Origin of the sequence: Pseudanabaena sp. BC1403 (assembly GCF_002914585.1) — a bacterium.
GTDB lineage: Bacteria > Cyanobacteriota > Cyanobacteriia > Pseudanabaenales > Pseudanabaenaceae > Pseudanabaena.
In genome coordinates, this window is record NZ_PDDM01000005.1 from 136,999 (window position 1) to 156,363 (window position 19,365).

Annotated in this window: 17 protein-coding genes; 8 read left to right on the forward strand and 9 right to left on the reverse strand. The window is 42.0% G+C overall.

Features of this window, described 5'->3' with window-relative positions:
- Positions 1–37: 37 nt before the first annotated feature.
- Positions 38–1,114: a PIN/TRAM domain-containing protein gene (locus tag CQ839_RS06875; protein ID WP_103667537.1), complete on the reverse strand. Its 1,077-nt coding sequence runs from the start codon at positions 1,112–1,114 to the stop codon at positions 38–40.
- A 151-nt stretch (positions 1,115–1,265) separates the two neighbouring features.
- Entirely contained in the window at positions 1,266–1,667 is a 402-nt protein-coding gene (locus tag CQ839_RS06880; protein WP_103667538.1) for a pentapeptide repeat-containing protein, read from the reverse strand.
- A 311-nt stretch (positions 1,668–1,978) separates the two neighbouring features.
- Here CQ839_RS06880 and CQ839_RS06885 point away from each other — a divergent pair, with 311 nt between their 5' ends.
- The gene (locus CQ839_RS06885; RefSeq protein ID WP_103667539.1) at positions 1,979–2,329 is read left to right on the forward strand and encodes a hypothetical protein; all 351 of its coding nucleotides are present in this window, start codon (positions 1,979–1,981) and stop codon (positions 2,327–2,329) included.
- Between the two features lie 83 nt (positions 2,330–2,412).
- Here CQ839_RS06885 and CQ839_RS06890 read toward each other — a convergent pair whose 3' ends face one another.
- The 3 genes from CQ839_RS06890 to CQ839_RS06900 form a co-directional block, all read right to left on the reverse strand.
- Positions 2,413–2,916: a hypothetical protein gene (locus CQ839_RS06890; RefSeq protein WP_103667540.1), complete on the reverse strand. Its 504-nt coding sequence runs from the start codon at positions 2,914–2,916 to the stop codon at positions 2,413–2,415.
- A 64-nt stretch (positions 2,917–2,980) separates the two neighbouring features.
- Complete coding sequence (locus CQ839_RS06895; protein WP_103667541.1) at positions 2,981–3,715, reverse strand: hypothetical protein; 735 nt, start codon at positions 3,713–3,715, stop codon at positions 2,981–2,983.
- Positions 3,716–3,811: 96 nt separating this feature from the next.
- Entirely contained in the window at positions 3,812–5,566 is a 1,755-nt protein-coding gene (locus CQ839_RS06900) for a DMT family transporter (RefSeq protein ID WP_103667542.1), read from the reverse strand.
- A gap of 241 nt (positions 5,567–5,807) precedes the next feature.
- Here CQ839_RS06900 and CQ839_RS06905 point away from each other — a divergent pair, with 241 nt between their 5' ends.
- On the forward strand, positions 5,808–6,860 hold the full coding sequence (locus CQ839_RS06905) for an NADP(H)-dependent aldo-keto reductase (protein ID WP_103667543.1): 1,053 nt from the start codon (positions 5,808–5,810) through the stop codon (positions 6,858–6,860).
- Positions 6,861–6,934: 74 nt separating this feature from the next.
- Positions 6,935–8,740, forward strand: coding sequence for a phosphodiester glycosidase family protein (locus tag CQ839_RS06910; protein WP_258040646.1), 1,806 nt, complete (start codon positions 6,935–6,937; stop codon positions 8,738–8,740).
- A gap of 238 nt (positions 8,741–8,978) precedes the next feature.
- Here CQ839_RS06910 and CQ839_RS06915 read toward each other — a convergent pair whose 3' ends face one another.
- Positions 8,979–11,042: a zinc metalloprotease HtpX gene (locus CQ839_RS06915; RefSeq protein ID WP_258040647.1), complete on the reverse strand. Its 2,064-nt coding sequence runs from the start codon at positions 11,040–11,042 to the stop codon at positions 8,979–8,981.
- A 287-nt stretch (positions 11,043–11,329) separates the two neighbouring features.
- Between CQ839_RS06915 and CQ839_RS06920 the strand changes: the two genes are divergently transcribed.
- Positions 11,330–12,061 carry a phycocyanobilin:ferredoxin oxidoreductase gene (locus CQ839_RS06920; protein ID WP_103667612.1) on the forward strand — a complete coding sequence of 244 codons (732 nt, stop codon included), beginning with the start codon at positions 11,330–11,332 and terminating at the stop codon, positions 12,059–12,061.
- A 31-nt stretch (positions 12,062–12,092) separates the two neighbouring features.
- Here CQ839_RS06920 and CQ839_RS06925 read toward each other — a convergent pair whose 3' ends face one another.
- Positions 12,093–12,674: a phycobilisome protein gene (locus CQ839_RS06925; protein ID WP_103667546.1), complete on the reverse strand. Its 582-nt coding sequence runs from the start codon at positions 12,672–12,674 to the stop codon at positions 12,093–12,095.
- Positions 12,675–12,725: 51 nt separating this feature from the next.
- Between CQ839_RS06925 and CQ839_RS06930 the strand changes: the two genes are divergently transcribed.
- Both CQ839_RS06930 and CQ839_RS06935 read left to right on the forward strand, forming a co-directional pair.
- Positions 12,726–13,385, forward strand: coding sequence for a HEAT repeat domain-containing protein (locus CQ839_RS06930; protein WP_103667547.1), 660 nt, complete (start codon positions 12,726–12,728; stop codon positions 13,383–13,385).
- 216 nt (positions 13,386–13,601) lie between these two features.
- Positions 13,602–13,808 (forward strand): hypothetical protein, encoded by a 207-nt coding sequence (locus CQ839_RS06935; RefSeq protein WP_094535358.1) that lies wholly within the window; start codon positions 13,602–13,604, stop codon positions 13,806–13,808.
- A gap of 51 nt (positions 13,809–13,859) precedes the next feature.
- Here the strand turns inward: CQ839_RS06935 and CQ839_RS06940 are convergent, their stop codons facing one another.
- Positions 13,860–15,551, reverse strand: coding sequence for a sulfate permease (locus CQ839_RS06940; protein WP_103667548.1), 1,692 nt, complete (start codon positions 15,549–15,551; stop codon positions 13,860–13,862).
- 254 nt (positions 15,552–15,805) lie between these two features.
- Here CQ839_RS06940 and CQ839_RS06945 point away from each other — a divergent pair, with 254 nt between their 5' ends.
- Positions 15,806–16,930, forward strand: coding sequence for a phosphotransferase enzyme family protein (locus CQ839_RS06945; RefSeq protein WP_103667549.1), 1,125 nt, complete (start codon positions 15,806–15,808; stop codon positions 16,928–16,930).
- A 39-nt stretch (positions 16,931–16,969) separates the two neighbouring features.
- On the forward strand, positions 16,970–17,599 hold the full coding sequence (locus tag CQ839_RS06950; RefSeq protein ID WP_103667550.1) for a DUF7003 family protein: 630 nt from the start codon (positions 16,970–16,972) through the stop codon (positions 17,597–17,599).
- Positions 17,600–17,632: 33 nt separating this feature from the next.
- On the opposite strand, the gene CQ839_RS06955 is transcribed toward CQ839_RS06950, so the two are convergent.
- Entirely contained in the window at positions 17,633–19,324 is a 1,692-nt protein-coding gene (locus CQ839_RS06955) for an AarF/ABC1/UbiB kinase family protein (RefSeq protein ID WP_103667551.1), read from the reverse strand.
- Positions 19,325–19,365: the final 41 nt, after the last annotated feature.

The following is a 19,365-nucleotide window of genomic DNA, read 5'->3' on the forward strand; positions in this document are numbered from 1 at the left end:
GGTTTTTCCTTTTTCCTTTTTCCCTTTTCCTTAAAAGCTAGACAGTAGCGATCGCTTCGTGACGTGCAAAAATCATCCGACCTGCTGAAGTTTGCAAAGCACTTGTGACAACCACAATAATTTGCTTACCGAGATATTCACGACCCTCTTCAATGACAACCATTGTGCCATCTTCAAGATAGCCGATTCCTTGGGAAGCTTCTTTTCCTTCCTTAAGCACCTTAATTTCGATTAAGTCGCCTGGCAAATAGGTTGGACGTAAAGCCTGAGCAAGATCGTTAATGTTTAAAACTTCAACTTGTTGTAAATTTGCAACTTTATTTAGGTTGTAATCATTGGTAATCAAGGTACAGCTTAATTCTTGAGCTAGGCGCACTAATTTAGCATCGACTGTGTGTAAGTCTTCGTAATCTGCTGAATGAATCGTGATGCGATCGCTAAATTGATCGCGCATGTTATTGAGAATATCTAGACCCCTTCTACCACGGACGCGCTTTTGATCATTGGAACTATCAGCGATCGTCTGCAATTCTTGAATCACAAAGTGGGGTATCAATAGTTGCCCCTCTAAAAAGCCAGTTTCCATTAAGGTCTGAATCCGGCCGTCAATCACCGTGCTAGTATCCAAAACCTTTGCTGTAGCAGTACGCAATGTGCCATCAGCAATCAGGCTGCTTTCGACGTTATTGGGATTAATCAAACGTAACAATGCACGTCCGTGAGTATCAGAGAGAGTCATCCCTGAATAGGCAAAGATAATACTCACCAAAATTGCAGTGAGTGGCTTAATAAAGTCAAAGTCATTGGGAATTGGTATCAAAAATAATGGCGCTAGCATCAAGTTAGCAACCAGTAATCCAAAGACCAAACCAACAGCCCGACCCAAAATCGTCTCAAGCGGCATTGATCGAATATTCGTCTCGACACGGCGATAGGTATTTTGGACAATCAATCCTGCGACTAGGCCGACAACAGATCCAACTCCAAGGGTTACCCAACGTAAATTTTGGATATTGAGATTGGCGATCGCATCCGATGGTAGGAAATCAATACCGTGGAAGCCAGTACCTGCTCCCGCTAGGATGAATGTAAAGATGATAATAGCGTCAATCATAGGGCGGAACTCCGCTTGGACGAATAAATATAAGGACGTGAGATCAACTCAAATAATCTCTAGCCTAAAGCTTTAATTGAGTTTAGTTAATACTTTTCCAACTTTCTCAAGCCTTTGCATACAATTCTACACAAATACAATAGAGAATTGTCTATTTTGGAGCTTTAGGGCAGCCTTCGCTTGATTTTTGTCCATCGGGCATGATTGCTCCACAGAAATTAGTTTCGGACATATAAGCACTTGTCAAATCTGCACCTGTGAGATCTGCTCCTCTTAAATCGGCTTTATCAAGGATCGCGCCAACTAGGTTGGCATCTCGTAAATCAGCAAGTTTAAGATCAGCAGAAAACAGATTTGCATAGCGTAAGTTGGCATTTCTCAGATTTGAAAAACTAAGTTTTGTGCGCGAAAGATCGCAACCTTGGCAATCTCTAGTTTGTAAAACTTGACGAACTTGGTTGGGATCAGCAAAGGCTGAGTCTGTCCAGCTAATTGAGGCGATCGCGCCAGTTAATCCTAAAACCACCAAACAAGAGTTAATTAGAGTCTTCATTTTTTAGTTCTTAGCTGTTTAGTCTATTGTCAGTATAAAACCTAAAAAGTAAAGGCGACGCTAAGCCGCCTTTACTTTTCACTATAGGTTGCGATCGCAATCACAAGGGTAGATATCTGATGTCACTGGCAACTATTGAATAAAGCTTGATGATGTTGTTATTGAGTTAATCACTCATGAATCGAGTTCACCCAGTCGGTTGAGTTGATAGCAGGAAGTAGCGATCGCTACTTTTGTTAGAAAATTAAATTATAGAAATTTAGTTTTCTAACTTGTTGGAAGCAATTCGAGAAAGCAGAGTAGAGGCAGTCATGAGAAATACAATCGTAGCAACATTTTTAGCCATTTCGGGTTTCGTCATTTCAGGTTTCGGGATCGCTGCACCAGTAAATGCCCAAGAAGCGATCATCGCCGCCCTTTATCAAAGTCCTACTGCTCCTCAAACTGAAGTTCGTTATGAAAATGCTGACATTAACCGCAATCAAATTATCCTTGCGGTTAATACCACTCCTGAAGTAATAGCGATCGCAGACAATCTACTCTCTGGTCATAGTTACGATCGCATTGTAACCATGAGCCATCAAGATAAACTCGCTTGTTTAGTTAGTGGCAAAGGTTCTATCGATGGTGCAGTCATGTGCGGATTCATCGACCACGAATAAAAATCGATCACGAATAAAAAAAGAGAACGCAAAGCGTTCTCTTTTTTTATAATTAGGTAGCATGTTGCGCTGCCTATGATGTTTTAAGCAATATTGGCATTATTTTTCAGTTCGTTGAGCTTTTGCAGCCCAAACTGAGCGCGTTTAATTTGTTTCTCGCATAATTCTTCAATATCCGTACGCACAATTTCGATACCATTTTGCGTATCTGTTGCCCGATCAAAAAATACGATGCTATCTACCTGTTTCATGCCAATTAGCCGAAACAGCATATCAATTACATTGTATTCCCCACATTCGAGATGCTCATCATTTAGCCTAAACCTGTCAATATTGGCAGGAGTGCGATCGCAATAGGCGTAGATCGTCGTCTTTTCGATTTCAGGATTATCGTGATTGCTAAGTGGTGTCAGTAACCAGCCACCTTCAATATCTTGAATCACGAAATAGATCGTATATTTAAGATTTTGAGCGATCGCCTTTAGTACCGATGCAATCAAACTAACTGCACTGGCAGTCTCTGCATCAGGAGTACCCTGAACTAGTAAGGCAACTTGGCGATCGAGAATTTGATCTTTAGTGAGCATGAATCTTTAGTAAACATCTCCTTTAGAGCAATGTTTTTTGGAGCGCTGAGCGTCACAAATAACATCAGTTAATATGGGTAGCTGAAGCTGATCGTTTTAGTGCAGGTTTGTCAGTAATCGATTGCAAAGATTCTAGAGTTTCAAAGATTGCTTCTTGCATGGTTGTCTCTGTTTCCCGATTAAGCAATATCTGACAATAATCAGCGATCGCTCTTTCTTGAGCTACAGGTAGCCGATTGTTTTGCACATATTGATTGATCTGCTTAATCGCAATTAGTCGCGCCAGATCATCATTTACTGAAAGCTGAGCAATGAGCTGGTCAAAATTATCTTGTTGACGTTGCAACCATTGTTTAAAAGCTTGACGAACTAGCAGTACCAAAATTCCTAAAGTTGCGCCTAGCTGCAAAATGTTAGCTGATGCTAACCAATGATTTTCTTGATTTGACCATACTGCTAATACAGTATAGGTCAGAAAAACTGTCACCGTCCCACTAGCAACCGATAGGGGCAAATGTCGATAGGGGCTTTGCAAAAACTTCTGAATTCGCCATAGAACTACATTCCAGTTCCAGTCCTGCATCACATAGACCGCAGTCATAGCGAATATCCCTGCACTAGTTGCTGCAATTAGTTGCCAATTCCACAGCAGCAGCAGCACAAGAAAAATTGCCAACAAAGCCCAAACTGGTAAACCCTGTTTGCGAGCTAGCCCAAACCAAAGCGATCGCATTACCTGATGAGCTTGCGATGTTGATGTTGTTGATTCTTGATCTTGATGATGTGAGGTTTTGACCACTGGTTGACCACTTTTATCCCTAAGGACTTGTAATAGCTACTTTACAGGATTTTAGATCAAAAAGGTGAAGGGACACTTCGCACGAATTCACCTTTTTCATTTAGCAGGCTTCTTGTAAATATTTTGCAAACTGAGTAAACCTACTCCACCCGTAACCAGAAACACCCCAAATATCTGCATCGGATCTAGTTTGTCACCCAAAATTGTGAATGCTAAAAATGTAGTAAATACAGGGCCACTAGCACTAATAATCGATGCTTGGGCAGCACCCATGAGCTTTGTACCAAAACTGGTTAATAGATAACCACCCAAAGTGGTCATAGAAATCAAGAAGCACATGAATACTAGCGAACCATTGAGAGAAATTGAAGCTAATGTGAAGGGTAGTGTACCTAGGCAAAGCAACAAGATGATAGCGAAGTTAATAGACGTAAATGAAACAGGATTTAGTTGTTTGAAACAAGCCTGTGAGGTAATGATATAGCCTGCAAAAGCTACACCTGAAGATACTGCCGAAATTACGCCCCATGTTTCAGGCTTAATGCCCCCCAAAATATTATTGGTCAGCATGATGCCCAAATAGATTACGCCAATGATAAACCAGCGCTCCTTACTAGGGCGATCGCCAAATAGGAACCAAGCCATCAAAACGGTAACGGTTGGGAAAATAAAGAATAGTGTTACAGCCAGACTTGGCTTCAAAATGCCTAGAGCAAGGTAAATAAATGCAAAGGAAGCAAATTGTAATAAAGCACTAAAGGAAACCCGCCAGAATAATAATCTGCGGTTAGGGGTAAGTAGTTGCTGAAAGTCTCGTAATACATCTACCCGAAAAATGAACTTAGCAACCATCCACATAATCGGTGTAGCAAACAACATTCGCAACAGCAACAAAATGAAGGAGTTGGGGATGCTTGGTTTAATCAATCCACCAAAGCTAAATATTCCCAAAATATTGGAGTTCGAGAAAATTACTCTTACCAAAATATTCTGCAATGACAAAACCACCGAAGCCCCCAAGACCAATATAAATCCAACCCACCAATCATTAAGACGTTTAGTTGGCTGAACTATGGGAGGTTCTGACTCTAAAGAGTTAAATGGTTCAGTAGGATCACCTGTATAGGGGTGCGTGTCATTTTGGTCATATTGCCTAAATTGACTGCTGTGAAATGTGGGAATCTGAATCTGATTGTAATTACCATTGCCGTTAGGAGCAGTAGGGGCTGTGCTGTTGCCATTAGTACCAATCGCCCCCGCAAAACCAGATGTCCCAGTGAAGTTGATTGGTGGATTTCCAGCTATATATCCCCCACCAGAGCGATCGCCCGAAGATCGCCGTAAATATTCATCAATTCTTTCAACAAGAGCCGAGAGCATTAGCTCGCCTTGCTGTCTCTGCGTGTACATGCGCTGCATCTGATCATCAAGATCTCGCTGATAGGTATCCACATCCCGTTGCAAGGACTGGAATGTGGCACGAATAGCACCATCAAGATTTAGCATTAACTGCTCAAAATTTTCGGAGTGATCGCTAAGCACCTTTGAGTTTGTAACGATCACATCATTCTTAAGATGAAAAGTAATCGCTTGGGCAAGTTGCTCAATCCATTGCTGACGTTGGATTTCTTGTTGATTCATCCCTTGCTGTGCAACAGTTAAGACCTCTAGTTCTTTGCGTTGAGACTGGAGGCGCTGAATGTCATCAGTTAGGGCATTTTTTTGAGCTTGTAAAATCAAAATTTCACGGCTGAGCTTGCCCAAGATATTTGCCCGCAGATCTGACAAGTCCTTGGTGACTCCCGCGAGGGTCTGCTCGTAAGAACTATTACGAATATTATTGTTCTCCATTTTAAGAAATCACCTCGTAACAATGCCATCTGGAATAACGTTAGGGACTAAGTTTGGCACTAATTTTTTTAATTGGCTTAATTGGTTGCGTCTAGTTTGCGAACTTTATAACACTAATTTGAGCATATGACATATTTTGTTTTTTGGTAAAACCCAAAAATGGGAAAGCTGCAAAGCAGCTTTCCCATTTTTGGGTTTTGGATAGTATTGTTATGTTTGCGGTATATATGTAGCTTTAACCATGCAATACAATAGACTTGGCTCAAGTGAACTCTTGGTGTCCGAAATTTGCTTAGGGACAATGACCTATGGTCAGCAAAACACGATCGCTGAAGCCCATGAGCAACTAGATTATGCGATCGCACAGGGAATAAACTTTATTGATACTGCGGAAATGTATCCAGTCCCACCCAAGGCTGAGACTCAAGGTAGGACAGAAAAATATATTGGTGAATGGTTAGCCCAACCGCATATTAAGCAACAACGCGACAAGTTAATTATTGCGACCAAAATTATTGGAACAGGACGCAATTACAAGTGGTTACGGGATGATGCGATCGCAGCACTTAGTCGCAAAAATATTTTGCAAGCCGTAGATGACAGCTTGAAGCGATTACAAACAGACTATATTGATCTTTATCAAATTCATTGGCCAGATCGCAACGTACCGATGTTTGGTCAAGTTGCCTTCGATCCTCAGCAAGAGCGAGAAATAGTCACTATTGCTGAACAACTAGAAACCTTTGCTGAATTAATTCAAGTAGGTAAAATTCGCCATTTAGGAGTCAGCAATGAGACTGCGTGGGGGATCTGTGAATTTAGCCATGCTGCAAAACAGCTTGGTTTACCAAAGATTTTATCGATCCAAAATGCTTACAACTTGATCAATCGCACCTTTGATAGCCACCTTGCTGAAGCTTGTTATCGGGAGCAAGTGAGTTTGCTAGCTTATAGTCCACTTGGATTTGGGTATTTGTCTGGCAAGTATGTTCAAGGTTCGGCAACAAATACTCGTATAAATCTATTTCCTAACTTTGGGCAGCGCTATAACAAGGTGAATGTTAAGTCAGCAACAGCAGAGTATGCTGCGATCGCCAAAAAATATGATTTGCCATTGTCCCAATTAGCGCTAGCATTTGTTCGAGGTCGTTGGTTTACAGCTAGTACGATTATTGGTGCAACGACGATGGAACAACTCAAGGAAAATATCGACAGTGCTAGTATTCAGTTAAATAATGAGATTTTGGCTGAAATAGACACCGTTCACGCACAATATTTTAATCCTGCGCCTTAAGCTATCCCTGAAAAATATTGAGCCACGAAGTGGCTCAATATTTTTCAAATTAATCCTCGTTTAGCACTATGACCATGACATATCGTAAAACGCTAATTCCCTTTCTTGTTGCTGTTAGCTGCCAATTTCTAATTGCTGACAGCGCCCCCTCGGCGACCATACCCGATAGTGGAACTGTAATTCAATTAAATGGACAGCCTTGGTCAGGGCGTTGGATCAGGAGAGTAGAACAAGGGCAGCAAAGCCTGTTTGTGCAGGAGGACTGGCTGACAGGTGGTTTAGGGGTGCAGATGATGGATTCGGATAAAGCCGATCGCCAAAGATTGCGATGGTTTTCTACCCCCACATTTTCGCAGGTTGCTTTCGACAATACAGGGCAATTTCGTTATCTCGATCTTGCGCCTTTCGCAGAGCAATGGCGGACGGAAATCGCGGGAAATGCTCTGAATATTTACACCCCTGATGCTGCAATGCAAGCTGTCCGACGCAGTAAGCAGTCTTGGGGCGATCGCATTGTAATTGATCTAAATCGCCGCACTCCTTGGCGCGTTACTCAGCAAGGCAATGTGATTACGGTATTTGTATCCGCTGAAGTAGCATCTGGGTTGCCCATTGGCTTGAATGCGATCGCAGGGAATTTAGTGAAGTCGGTTAATGTGCAGCCACAAGGTAAATTAACCCAGATTCAGATTCAAATGAATGAATCTATTAATCCTGCGATCGAGATGCTGAGTAGTCCGACACCCAAGATTGTGATTGATTTACGGCGCGACTATATTCCACCGAGCTTAACGGTACAATGGGCGGAAGGGTTGCGAAGGATTGAGCGAGTTGTAGAAATTCCCACCAAACCGAAAACAGATAAAGATCCTAAAACAATTAAGTTTTCAGTTACAGCTTTAGAAGTTGATTTGAAATCACCACGATTAAAATTACGTCCAATTTGGAGTAATCCTGATGGATCGCCAAATGGAATCTTAGGTCTAATGCCTCTTCCGCAAATGGTGCAACAAGCGCAAGCAGTGGGAGCAATTAATGGCGGATTTTTTAATCGGATTCGGAAATTGCCCGTTGGCGCAATTCGGGAAGGCAATCGCTGGTTAGCAGGAACCGCATTGGTTAGAGGGGCGATCGCTTGGAATGAGAAAGGAGAAACCCTTGTTGATCGACTCAATTTCAAAGAAGAGATTAGCACAGCAAGTCAAGAAACCATCGCACTTACTAATCTCAATAGTGGCTATGTGCAAAGAGGCATTGCTCGCTACACTCCTAATTGGGGCAGTGTATACTCTCCACTTACCGAAAATGAGCTTTTAATCGTGGTGCGTGGTGAACGGGTTGTTGCCCAATATCAAGGCAATGCAGTTGGAGTTGGAGAGATAGCCATCCCCAGCGATGGCTATATTTTAGTGGCGCGACAAACTCCTGAAGCAGCCAAAAAATTACCTGTAGGGATGACTGTTCGCGGTCGTCAAGCTTTTATCCCTGATAAGTTTGCCAGTTTCGCCAATTTGATTGGAGCAGGGCCGTTGCTCCTCAAAAATGGCAGTCTATCTCTAGATGGAAAATTAGAACAATTCCAAGCGGGATTTGATACTCAAGCAGCTAATCGCAGTGCGATCGCTACTACTAAAGAGAAGGGTAAACTAATTCTTGCTACTGTCCAAGCAGCCCCAGAAGGAATTGCCCCAAATCTTTTGCAAACTGCGGAAGTTCTCAAAAAGATGGGAGCAGTTGATGCTCTTAATCTTGATGGCGGTAGTTCTTCGAGCCTATTTCTTGGCGGTGAGATTCTCAATCGTCCTATAACTGAGATTGCACCTGTACATAATGCGATCGCTATTTTTATCACTCCACAGCCAACTAAACCACAATTTTAAAGAGCTAAAGCCCTCTTACTATCATAGAGATTCCCCCTACCCTAATTCCAAAATAGTAATGGCGGCGCAAAGCGCCGCCATTACTATTTTGGAATTTTATTTATCCTAACTAACTCAATCATTGCCATAATACCAATTCACAAAAGTGTGACAACACTTCTGTAAATTAAAAACCATGTAAGGGTTTGAAAAACACAAAATGGCTGCGCCACTTTGTGTTTTGGTATAACTTCAGATTTTAGAACAATCTAGAAGTTAATAGTAAAAGAGATAAACCCATCAAAACTAGAATTGAACTGCCGATATTGTTCCAGAACTGGTGATAACTGGTAAGAGAGGCGCGTTGCTTGGGGCGATCCTCCATGATTGGTTGCAACGTTGATAGATCAATAATTGGGAACTTACCACGTCGAAACCAGCCTGTCGCAATTACGGAGCGATCGCAGAGGATTTCTAGATTCTTGATTGTATTAGAAGGATCGATAATCCATTGACGGAAATTGGGAATGTAGTTAATAAAAGCCAAACCGCCTTGATCTTCCAACCGCATCGAATAGCCAATATAAAATTCATCAGTGCCATAGCCTAGTAATTCGCCTGGGATTTGCACAGGAATGCCTTGGACATAGCTGGCATAGGGATCGATCAGTAAGCTCACCAGATCGGTGTCGGCAACTTTGCGAAAATCTGGATAGCGTAAACTGCCTTGCAGCATAAAACCTAAACCTAAACCAATCATTGATAGGCTGAGTAATAACCATCGGTTAAATAATTGTGATAACAGCATCGCAGCAATGATTGCGATCGCAACACCGACAACTGGGGAGACTTGAATTAATAAATCGCGCCAAAAATTTCGATATAAAAGCTTTTTATTAAGTTTCTTCTCTTCCTTTAATAGTTCCGCAAAATCATATTCTGTTAACAGCCCCAATTGTTTGGAATATCCAGCCAAAAATTTCATTCTTTTTCCAACCAATGGATGAGTAGAATGAATTTCTAGCCAACGCCGCCAAGGATTAAAGAGTTCCCAGAGAAATACTCGATAGGGATCTTGATCGGTCTGTCCTGAATGGGCAATTTCCATCGCTAGCCCGATCGCAGTCATGGTTTGGCGATCGCAGATGCCAATTGCTCTTGTCGATTCTAAAAGCCGATTGGTGGGCATGGCAGGCTGATTGTAAGGCAACATCTGCCGCGCCATTTTTGGGAGCGCCCTTGCCAGTGCATTGGGATTCCCAGTTAGCTCTGCGGCAAAGCGATCGCTGACAATCGTACTCGCATGAGAAAGCCAAACCAACAAATAATTACTAAGAGAGTAAAGAATATTGGCAAAGGTAGCAACGACTTGCCAGACTTGCTTAGCACTTTTAGCACGATAGCTTTGGCGGCTAAGGAGGACATAGATGTAATAGAGAACTTGAACGGGCGCAGAAACAAAAGTCAAAACTGCAAAACTCTTGTTCCGAATCCGACCGAGCTGATAGGCATAAACCGCTGCAATTTCGTCATCATCTAGACACTCAAATAACCCACGACTGACCACTATTCTAGCTGAGTTGGATATTACGCCATAGGTAAAAGCCACAGGAGCATCATCTTCAATCCATCCCAGTCGTGGCACAAAAATATTGTACTTTTCACAAAAGTTCTCAATGATTTCCACAGATTCAGGACTTTTTTCATCTAGATCGGCAAGCGTAATCCATTGAATACGATGATATTGCTTTTGTGTAATGTCGATAATCCAAGGCGACATAAAGAACAGCAAAATACTGAATATCGTTGTAATAATCGCCGTTGTTGTTAGCCAAGCTTCAGAGAAAAAATCTGTAAAAATTCGCGAAATTCCATAACCAATTAAAAATTGCAAACCGATAATTGCAAGGATCGTCAACACGATCGCCGCAATCAGAAAATATGTATAACGAGAGGGAAGCGATAAGGTAACGTCTTTTTTGCGATAACGACGAGGATCTGATTTGATGACCGAGGCGACATCTTCATTCCGCTTGATCCGATCATCAGTTGGAGCATCAAGCGCCTTCTGAAGTGTAATTAAGGATTTTTGCGCCCATTTTTGCAACTGTGGGTCAGAAGTTGTTGCTAATTGCTCACAAATAGCGATCGCTTTATCGGCACGCCCCGTTTTTTTGTATGCTGAAACTAGCCATATTTGGGCTTGTATATAGTCTTTAGAGCTTAGATCGGTACTCTCTTGGCTATATTCAGTCAAGATGGCGATCGCCTCAGTGTAGTGCTTTCGCAATAAAGCCTCTTTGCCAGCTTTTAGTGACATCATTTCGCCTCAATCTCGCAACTTTAAAAACTATTTTGACACTTACCACACTAAATAATTTTAAAATAGCAATTTTCATTTTAAAAATTGTTTTTTAGAAAGTCTGCATACAGCGGACTTTCTAAAAAACAATTTGAGGGATTCCAGCGTCGGAGGCGCTGGAATCCCTCAAATTGTTTTTTATCAGGAGTGCTGATTTTAAAAAACTTTACTTTGCAAAGCTTTTTATTTCTTGTAGAGTTTTTACGATCGCCGTTCTATACTCAAATAGAAACGTATATCGAATGTTTATGCCAGCATCATTGCGAAACCGCCAACATGCTTTAATTTGCCAGTTAGCTGAATGCATCGAAAAAGTATGGCAAACCAATCTAGAGCTATCCCCCTATAGAGTCCCAGAGGGACTTGGCTATATTGAGGGTCATCTGGAAGGAGAAAAGCTGGTGATCGAAAATCTTTGCTATCAAGCGCCCCAATTTCGTAAGCTGCATCTCGAACTAGCTCAAGTTGGCAACGGGCTGGATATTTTGCATTGTGTGATGTTTCCTAATCCCGAATATGCTTTGCCCATATTTGGAGCTGATATTGTTGGTGGTCGTGGTGGAGCAATTAGTGCTGCGATCGCTGATCTTTCGCCTGTAAATACCGAGCGATCGCTCCCAGTTGTATACAATCTAGCCTTGTCTGCATTACCTGATCTCAACTTCTCGCAGCCCCGTGCTTTGCCAGAATGGGCAGATATTTTCTCGGAATTTTGTTTGTTTGTGCGTCCAATGGGTGCACTGGAAGAGCAAGCATTTTTGCAACGAGTGGGAGACTTTTTGACGATCCATTGCCAAATAGCCAGTGCAACCAAGCCTCTGACTTCTGATCTTGAAGTGGCAAGCTCGATCGCTGGTCAGCAATATTATTGCGAAAAGCAACAACAAAACGACAAAACTCGTCGGGTGCTAGAAAAATCCTTTGGCACAGAATGGGCTGATCGCTACATGACCACGATGTTATTTGATTCGGTTGCATAAAGTATTTGCCGCTTTTTTCACGGCAAATACTTTATGCAAACATTTTTAGCTGATCGATCAAGCAATCAAAATATGGAGCTAATTCAGATTTTTGTTCTGATTCCAAACGTTTTAAACTTGCAGTCTTAATCCCCTCTAAACCCACAACCATAGCATCTAGCGGTACTTGTAACTCTTGATACAACAGGTTCATATATTGCAAACCCTCTGCACTTAGATAGTCAGTACGCTGTTCGGCGATGCCGTAAGTAATGCACCGCAAAAAATGCCAGAAATCTCGCCAGCAAGCATTTGCTCTCTCAGCAGGATATAACCCGCCGCCTTCTTGGGTGATTTTGGGAAATGCCTGTAAAACCTCGGCTCTGGCTTCGTCGATGATGTCATTAACGCGATCGCGCAGAAGCTGCACAATAGGAATAAACTTTGCGATCGCTGGAGCAAGCTCTTGCATCTGTTGTAAATCTTGATCCGTAAGATAGCGACTTTGATCATCGGCAGCTTGCAAGCACTGAATTACTTCAATAGGGTAGGCATCCTGTAAATTTGTAAAACTTACTATTCGTGATTTTTTAATTAGCTCGCGAACTTTATCACTCAGTTGAAATTGAGACATAGTTAAAAGGTTTAATTAAAGTATTGTTATCCTATCGAAGTATCTCATCCCATGGATCTCACTCAAATCGAAACCGATCTCCAAAATCCTGATTTTCAATATCGGATTAAAGCGATCGCAACCCTTAAAGATTATTCAGCAGATATTGCCGTTCCCATCTTAATGGAACAGATAAAAGATCCAGAATTTTTAGTGCGTACCTTTGTTGCTCGTGAACTCGGTAGACAGAAAACATCAGAATCCTTTGCTGCACTGCTTCAAATCATGCGCTTTGACAATACTCCCAATGTCAGGGCAGAGGCCGCAAACTCGCTATCTCTCTTTGATCGAATTTCTGCTTCCCATCTAGTTCAAGCTTTTGTCAAGGATGTTCACTGGCTAGTGCGTCGTAGTATCTTAGCGGCCCTAGTAGAAATGGAATGTTATGAAGAAGTTTTGGAAATTTGTAATCTTGGTCTAGAAGGTGAGGATGCAGGGGTAAAAGAATCTTGTATTGATGGCTTAGGGGCTTTATCTAAATCACGTCAGTCTGATGCAGCACTCGCAAAACTCTTAAGTTTCAAAGATTCGGAATTGGAATATATTCGAGTCAGACTTGCCTATGCTTTGATGCAGTTTGATACTCCTGAAGCAAAGGAAGCAATGTCTACTCTCAGACAGGATAGCGACTATCGAGTAGTTGGGGCAGCGATGGAAAATTTACTGCCTTAAGAACCAAAATGAATAGGTTTCACTTTATGCTGCCTATTTATCTCTCTAGACATAGTTAGACTCGAAGTGTTCACCTATACACTAGTTTGATACTAATGGCTATACCAAAGGTATCGATATTTACAGAATTTAATATTGGGATCGCCAAAATTGTGAATAACAACTGGTAGCTCATGCCAATGTTGAGAATTCTGGTTAACATAACAGGAGGAGACCATGTCTAATATCCCAACTGGCGGTCAAATGCTTTGGAAGCTTGAAGATGGCGAACGTGTCTTACATTTACGTCATAATGCAGCGGAACAATGGCGACACTACGAAGATTTCCCCGAGTATGCGATGCAAGACCCAGTCGGCTTTTCTAAAGGTATTGCTACTTTTGTCACATTACTAAAAAAAGATTGGATCGCCATTAAGTCCTAAAACAAGAGAATGCGGTGCATTTGACGGTATTCATTCGCCGCATTCTTTTGTTTATTCATCCCAATCGTGCCATTCCACTTTATTTACTTCCAAATACATATCAACAGCCTGACCAATGGTAGGGAAAAAATCGTCCTTTCCAATTTTAGTGAATAGTCCGTAACGTTTGAGCCGATCTTTGGTGGGACCTTTTAGCTCCGCAAAACATAATTCTATTCTTGCTTGGCATAGAGTTTTATCAAGTTCAGCGATCGCATCGGCAGCCGTAAGATCGATATCGGTTACAGGTTCTGCGGCTACTAATACCCACTTTGTGACCGTTGGTGCTGAGGCAACTGCATTCAGCACCCGCTCACAAAAGATTTCGGCATTGGCAAAAAACAGCGGTGCATCCCAACGAAAGATTACTAACCCAGGAATCTGCCTAGCGTCAGGATGTCTTTGGATATCATGGTAGCCTTTGATGCCATCAATACGACCGAGTACCGCAGAATATGGTCGCCATGCACTCCAAACAAAAGCAAGTAAAGCCAAAACGACTGCACCAAAAATCCCTTGAATTACTCCCAGTATTGCGACTCCACAAAAACAAACAATTGACAAAACGAATTCAAATCGTCGCAAATGGAATAGACGCAAAGTTCCGCTAATTTCAAAAATGGCTAGCCCCGCCGAAATTACCACCGCGCTGAGAGCTGCTTGGGGCAAATTTTGTAGCAACATCGGCGCAAACAACAAAACTAAGGCAATACAAATTGCACCTACTACTCCTGTAATCTGCGTTTTTGATCCTGCTGCCTCAGCTACGGGTGTTCTCGAAGCACTACTACTCACTGAAAATCCTTGAAATAATCCCGCTGCAATATTGGCAATCCCCAAAGCAATTAACTCTTGATTGCGATCGGCTTTATACCCTCCTCTTATCGCAAAAGTCCGCGATAACACACTCAGATCGGCAAAAGATACTAAGGCGATCGCTAAAGCGCTAGAAAACAAAGTTTTGAATTCAATAGGAGCGATATTGGGAATTTGGAATGCGGGTAAGCCCTGTGGCAAGGATCCAACCACAACTATTCCCGATCGCTGCGAAAGTTCAAATATCGAACTAACTACCGTTGCCGCCACCACCGCTACCAAGACCCCTGAAATTTTAGTTGTTAGTCGCTTGAGAATTAGAATCACCAGCAAACAAGATAAACCGATCGCCAAGGCGGTAAAGTTTGTCTTGCCATCGTGAACCCCTTGTAGCAAGCCGATCAGTTCTTCCCAAATCGTATTGCCATTCACCGAAAACCCAAAGATCTTTGGCAATTGACTGATCAAAACAGTTACAGCGATTCCATTAAGATATCCATACCGAATTGGTTTAGAAAGCAATTCGGTAATAAAGCCAAATCTTGCAAGCCCCGCAACAACGCATATGATGCCTGAGAAAATTGCTAACACTCCTGCGATCGAGATCGCCCGCAGTGGAGCACCATTAGCTAGCGGCAGTACTGTCGCAGAAATTAGGGGAATCAGCGCAGAGTCAGGGCCTAATACCAAAATCCGACTAGGTCCAAAAATGGCATAGGCAATTAGCGGGACGATTGTGGAATATAGCCCATAAATGGCAGGCAAGCCTGCGGCTTCGGCGTAACCCATGCCTGCGGGAATGAGAATTGCGGTTAACACCAGTCCAGCCCCGATATCCTGCATTAGCCAAGGGAGCTTATAGTTTTTCAACACAGCGATAATTGGCATCCATCTAGCCAACCCATGAGGACGGGAAGCAAGTTGGAACGGAATAATTGGTGGGGGCTTTGTCAACAATGCACCTCAATGTAAATTTTTAGATAGATTGTCTAGATTACCTAAAAAATGACACTATGCTTAGCCAAAGTATTGCTGGTATAGCTAAAACCCAAAAGAGAATTGCGGCGCGAAGCGCCGCAATTCTCTTTTGGGTTTTGTTTTTGTCTTAACATAAGTGTCTATAGCTATATCAATTAAAAATTATGGATCAAAACAATCAGTTCGATAAATTTGAGCGATCGCAAATTATGGCGATCGCTCACAAGTTTTCTGCCAAGAGACAAGTTGCTGACATTCAACCCTTTGGCAGTGGCAATATTAACGATACTTATTTAGTTTCTTTGCAAGAATCATCAGCTAAGTCTTTTATCTTGCAGCGCATAAATACAAAGGTATTTCGCGAACCAAAGTTAGTCATGCAGAATATGCAAACCTACGCAAATCATGTGCGCGATCGCATTAAAAACTCGCCACTAGATAGGCGATGGGACGTGCCGCAAGTATTGCAAACTGATCAAGGTCAAGACTATTGGCAAACTGAAAGTGGAGAGTTCTGGCGATCGCTGAGTTTTATTGCAGATTCTCAATCCTTTGATGTTATGGAAAGTATTGAGCAAGTGCGAGAAGTTGGCTATGCTTTGGGAACGTTCCATCATCTGACTAGTGATTTAGCGCCAGAGAGATTAGCGGATACTTTGGAGGGGTTTCATATTACCCCGTGCTATTTTCGCCAGTATGAGGAAGTTCTTGCTACAGGCAATTTTAATCGATCGCCTGAAGTTGATTATTGTTTGCAATTTGTACGCGATCGCAAGGGCTTAGCATATATTTTAGAAGATGCGAAAGCGACAGGGAAATTACCATTGCGAACAATGCATGGCGATCCCAAGGTGAATAATATTTTGTTTGATCGGCAGACAAAATTATCAGTGAGTGTGATTGATCTCGATACGGTGAAATCTGGATTAGTACATTATGACATCGGTGATTGTTTACGATCGGGATGTAATCCTGCTGGAGAGGAGACTAATCAATGGGAAGATGTTCAATTTGATACGGAACTCTGTCAAGGGATTTTGCAGGGATATCTTTCAATGGCGCAATCTTTTCTCACGGAGCATGATTATGCCTATATCTATGATGCAGTTCGTGTGATTACCTTTGAGTTGGGATTACGTTTTTTAACCGATTATTTAGCAGGAAATATCTATTTTCATGTCAAACATCCTGAACATAATCTATTGCGATCGCTTGTCCAGTTTCGTCTAGTAAAGAGCATCGAATCTCAACAGTCAGTTATCAATAAAATTATCAAAGATATAAGATAGAGACATTCCTTTGCAATGCCTTCATCGCCGCAAACATATATGGAATCACCACAACAAATTCTAGAATTTCTCGATCGCCGTTTTGATGCGTTTGATATGCCTTGTTTTGGTAATGTGAATATTGACTATATTTCTTCCAGATTATTGGCGTTTCGAGATGATAACCGATGGCTAATTCTATTTAACTCGATTGCTTGGTGGCCATCGGGCGAAGGATTAGTGACTATATTGGAATGCGTTGGTAACTGCGTACAAGGAAAACAAGGATTTGATAGCGATCGCCACCTCATCACAGGACAAATCAAATATGATGAAATGCCTAATGACTATCATGTAACTGTGCGCGGTAAGCCTATTCCTTTATCAGAGTTGAAGATTATTTTGCGTCCAGATTTATTTTCTGAGCATGAGCCAAATATTGCGATCGCGTTATTAGAAAACTATCGTGAAGAGTTACTTGCTAATCGAGAAGAATATGGAACGTTTATTCCCGCTGGATTGACTGAGATTTTATGCCTTGATGAGTGGCATCATCCAGATTGGAATTGTCTACCGAGCCAAACTGAGAGTTTCCCTCTAATTGCTGAAGTTCTATTTACAGGCAATCCTGATTTGTATAAACCACCAACGAATCCTAATACTGACTGGAGATTTTGGTTCCCCAAGTAACAAGAGAGATGGTGCAAAGCACCATCTCTCTTGTTATTGTTCAGCAATATTATCAATTTTTTCGCGAATTGAGAGCTGGACTAGAGCACGAATTAGTGAAAATCCAGAGAAAAAAGAACCTGTAAATGCAGCGATCGCCCAACCAGTGTACGCTGTCGTACCGACTAATAGCACGGCTCCCGCTAGAGCCAAGAAACCAGTTAAGCAGGCATAAATTAAAGCTTTAACCGCAATGTTAATCCGCTTGAGAGTGCGATCGCTTTCGGAAGATTTGACCTGAATCATCAACTCACCTCGCTCGATCCTCTCTTCCAAACGTTCTAGCAAAATCTCCATGCGACTAGGTTTATTGAGTTGATAGACCAGAAAGTCCTTAGCTTGTTGAGCCAAGGCTCCTAAAGTATTGCCCCGACCTTTCGTGAGAACGATACTTTTCACAAAGGGTTGGGCAGCTGTAGTGAAGTTATATTCTGGATCGAGAATTCGGGCAATGCCATCAAGGGTAGTTAGGGACTTGAGCAAATAGGTCATTTTGGGAGGTAAGCGGAAAGGTTGCTTCTCAAAGATGGCGACCACTTCCCCTTTAATCTGCTCAAACTCATAAATATTGACAGGTCTCTCAGTGAAACGATCCAAAATAAATTTCAACATGCGTTTAATCGGACTCATGTCTGCAACTGGTTCGATGAAACCCATGCTCATCAATGTGTCAACGACTTCATTGGTGTCTTTACGCAACACAGCAAAGAAGGTTTTCACCATTTGATCTTTTGCCATGGTTTTAACTTCCGACATCATGCCATAGTCGTAGAAAATCAAGCTTCCACTAGGGCTAACTGCTAAATTACCAGGGTGCGGATCAGCATGAAAGAATCCATCTTGAAGCAGTTGTTTGAGATAGCAGCAAATTCCTAATTGATTAATTTCTTTGGGATTTAAGCCACAGGCTTCAAGGGCTTGGCGATCGTCAATTTTAATGCCAGGTACATATTCTAAGGTCAAAACCATAGAGGTGGAATAGTCCCAATAAATTTTGGGTACAACTATGCGTGGATAGCCCTCAAAATTTTTGCGAAAGCGATCGGCATTACTTCCCTCGATCGCATAATCAATTTCTTGATAGAGGATCGCAAAAAATTCTTCAAAAATACCTTCGAGATTATATCTGCGAGTCCAAGCAAAATAGCGATAAAAGACCTTGAGAAGTTTGCCAACTGTAAGCAAATCTAGATCGAATAGCTTTCTTAATCCTGGGCGTTGCACCTTGACAACAACTTCTTCCCCAGTATGTAGCGTAGCGCGATGCACTTGTCCAAGACTGGCTGCTGCTAGCGGAATCTCATCAAAATCTCGGTAGATGGTGTAAAGAGATTTACCAAGTTCGAGTTCGATGATGTCTCTAGCTTCCTTAATGCTAAAAGCAGGAACTTGATCTTGGAGCTTAGCCAAATTAATAATGTATTCGGGCGGCAATAAATCAACCCTTGTTGACAGTGATTGGCCAACTTTGATGAATGTTGGGCCCAGCTCAAGCATGTTGCGGACAAGCCATTCTGCTCTTTTGCTGCGTGTACTAGATGTTTCGTTTTGCCAAAACCTATCCCACCAGATAAAAAACAGAAATGTAAATGAAGCTAAAAACACCTCACGTTGGCGGGCAAACGAAGAGATTTTATTTCTCTGCCAGCGTAGCTTTTTGTATGGTAATTGGGCGATCGCAGACATATTTTGCTAATAGTAGCTATGCCAAATAGCATTGCTTTGTT